This is a genomic window from Burkholderia sp. Ac-20379 (assembly GCF_017104645.1).
Classification (GTDB): domain Bacteria; phylum Pseudomonadota; class Gammaproteobacteria; order Burkholderiales; family Burkholderiaceae; genus Burkholderia.
On the sequence record NZ_JAAGPF010000574.1, the window covers coordinates 1 to 2,626 of the forward strand.

Below are 2,626 nucleotides of genomic sequence, written 5' to 3' on the forward strand. Positions count from 1 at the left end.
CCGGCGTCGGCCGCCTGGGCGGCCATTGCCTGATCTGCCCGGCGTGCCGGCAGGGCCGGTTCCAACTGTGCGCGAACCAGCCGTTCGTCGGCGCGAGCCGCGACGGCGGCTATGCCGAGATGATGCTGGCGCGCGCAACGGGCCTCGTCGCGATCCCCGACGAACTTGCCTCGGAAGAGGCCGCGCCGATCCTCTGCGCCGGCATCGCCACGTTCAACGCGCTGAAGAAATGCGGCGCGCAGGCCGGCGACACGGTGGCCGTGCTCGGCATCGGCGGGCTGGGCCACATGGCGCTGCAATACGCGCGGCGGATGGGGTTTCGCGTGGCGGCGGTGGGGCGCGGCGCGGCGATCGAGGCCGATGCGCTGGCGCTCGGCGCGCATGTCTATATCGATGCCGCGCGAGAGGACGCCGCGGCGCGTCTGCTGGCGCTCGGCGGCGCGCAGGCGATCCTGACCACGATCGGCGACGCGTCGGCCGCCGCCGCGCTGATGGCCGGGCTCGCGCCACAGGGGCGGCTGGTGGTGCTGGGCGCGGGCAAGGACCCGCTGCCGGTGTCGGCGGGGCATCTGGTGGCGGGCGAGCGCAGCGTGCTCGGCTCGATCACCGGCTCGCCATGGGAGAACGAGCGCGCGCTCGATTTCAGCGTGCTGGCCGGCGTGCGCCCGCGCATCGAGACGCTGCCGCTCGAACGCGCCGAGGACGCCTACCGGCGCATGCGTTCGGGCGAGGCCACGTTCCGCATGGTGCTGACGATGGGCCGCTGAGCGCGCGGCGCGGCGGCCGTCACACCTGCATCGACGGCACGTCCTTCACGCAGCGCAGCGCGAACATCGAGCGGCTGTGGCGGATGCTGGAGATCTTGTAGAGCTTCTCGCGCAGGAAGCGTTCGTAGCCGGCCGTGCCGTCCACCGCCACCTTGATCCAGTAATCGTATTCGCCGGAGACGAGGTAGGCCTCCAGCACCTCGGGCAGCGCGGCGAGTTCGGCGCCGAAGCGGGCCAGCGCGTCGTCCTCGTGGCGGTCGAGCGTGACCTCGAGGATCACGATGTCGGCGTAGCCCAGCATGCGCGGGTTGACGAGCGCGACGTAGCCGTCGATATAGCCGTCGGTTTCGAGCTGGCGCGTGCGGTTCCAGCAGGCCGTGGTGGACATGCCGACCTGTTCGGCCAGCTCTGCGTTCGACAGCCGGGCGTTGGACTGGAGCGCGCGCAGGATCTTGCGGTCCTGATTGTCGAGCGATTTGGGGGAGCGTTCGCGGGTGGCCATCGTCGAAAGGGAATTCTGTTCCGGGAATCGTGAGTTTATCTGAAGAAGCTTCCGGTTTTGCGCGCTTTTCGCTGGATAAGCGGAAGCCTTTTCAGCGGCCGGCCGGGTATATTTTCTCCATGCCCGAATGCCCGGCACGACCGATCCGACCACCCATCGGAACGGGAGCAGTTTCCGCGATCACGAGTCGCGACGCCGGGCGGACAGGCATGCGTCATTGCGCCGACCCGCGCCTCCACCGCTCTCGCTACCCGCCTTCGCCACGTCCTCCGAAACATGCCGTTCCCGCTCTACCTCTCGTTCGTCGCCGCCGCGCTCGTGCTGATCTACGCCCCCGGTCCCGTCAATCTGCTGACCATGAGCCACGCGCTGCGCGCCGGCTGGCGGCGCGCGCTGCCGTGCGTGTGGGGCGGCACCGTGGCCGTGCTGCTGCAGTTGATGCTGACCGCGCTGTGCCTCAATTCGCTGCTGACCATCGATGCGCGCGCGCTCGGCGTGTTGCGCTGGGTGGGCGCGGCCTATCTGGTGTGGCTCGGGGTGAAGCAGTGGCGCAGCGTCTCGCTGACCGGGCCGGCGGCCGACGCCGACGCCGACGCCGACGCGAATGCGGCGCGCGTACCGGCCGGTACGTCGCGCGGCCTGTTCTGGCGCGGCGTGGCGACCTCCGGCTTCAATCCGAAGACGCTGCTGTTCTTCCCGTCGTTCTTTCCGCAGTTCATCAGCACCGACGCGCGCTGGAGCGTCAACGCGCAATACCTGGCGCTGGCGACGAGCTTCGTGGTGCTGTTCGTGGCCGGGGTGGCGTCGATGGCGCTGTTCTCGCAGCGCCTGAGCCACTGGCTGCGGCGGCCGACGCGCGTGCGCGCGCTCAATCGCCTGATGGGCGGCCTGCTGGCCGGAATGGGCGCGATGATGGCCGGCTGGGGTTGACGCGTGCGGGTTGCGGACGCACCGTGTCGGCCTTGCGGGTTCGCTTGCTTACTCGCTGTCGCTCCACAGCTTGCCCGCCGTCGCCCAGTTCTCCATCTTCACGTCGCGCAGAATGATGTCGACCGACGACGGCTCGCAGCCGAGCGTCTCGCAGGTCACGCGCGTGATGGCTTCGACGAAACGGCGTTTCTGTTCGATGCTGCGGCCTTCGAACAGGTCGATCTGGAACGTGGGCATGACGGATCTCCGGGAGCTTGTGACAGGAAGGGGGGATGCGCTTCAGGCGCGCGCCTCGCCGCGCAGGCGGCGCAACGCGAGCGTCGTGAGGCACGCCGCGACGGCGAACGGCGCGCTGAACGGCGGCAGGCCGGCTTGCAGCGCGAGCCATTGTAGCGTTGCCGCCAGCAGCGCCGCGGCGAGCGCGGCG

The 2,626-nt window shown here is 70.0% G+C and carries 4 protein-coding genes; 2 read left to right on the top strand and 2 right to left on the bottom strand.

Features of this window, described 5'->3' with window-relative positions; translation table 11 throughout:
• A partial coding sequence (locus G3N92_RS32850) for a zinc-binding dehydrogenase (RefSeq protein ID WP_206131684.1) occupies positions 1-767 on the top strand: 767 nt, incomplete at its 5' end.
• A 19-nt stretch (positions 768-786) separates the two neighbouring features.
• Here the strand turns inward: G3N92_RS32850 and G3N92_RS32855 are convergent.
• Positions 787-1,269 (bottom strand): Lrp/AsnC family transcriptional regulator, encoded by a 483-nt coding sequence (locus tag G3N92_RS32855; protein ID WP_206131685.1) that lies wholly within the window; start codon positions 1,267-1,269, stop codon positions 787-789.
• A gap of 276 nt (positions 1,270-1,545) precedes the next feature.
• On the opposite strand from G3N92_RS32855, the gene G3N92_RS32860 reads away from it, so the two are divergent.
• Positions 1,546-2,199, top strand: coding sequence for a LysE family translocator (locus G3N92_RS32860; RefSeq protein WP_206131686.1), 654 nt, complete (start codon positions 1,546-1,548; stop codon positions 2,197-2,199).
• A gap of 48 nt (positions 2,200-2,247) precedes the next feature.
• Here the strand turns inward: G3N92_RS32860 and G3N92_RS32865 are convergent, their stop codons facing one another.
• Positions 2,248-2,436 carry a 4-oxalocrotonate tautomerase gene (locus G3N92_RS32865; protein WP_206131687.1) on the bottom strand — a complete coding sequence of 63 codons (189 nt, stop codon included), beginning with the start codon at positions 2,434-2,436 and terminating at the stop codon, positions 2,248-2,250.
• Positions 2,437-2,626 lie beyond the last annotated feature (190 nt).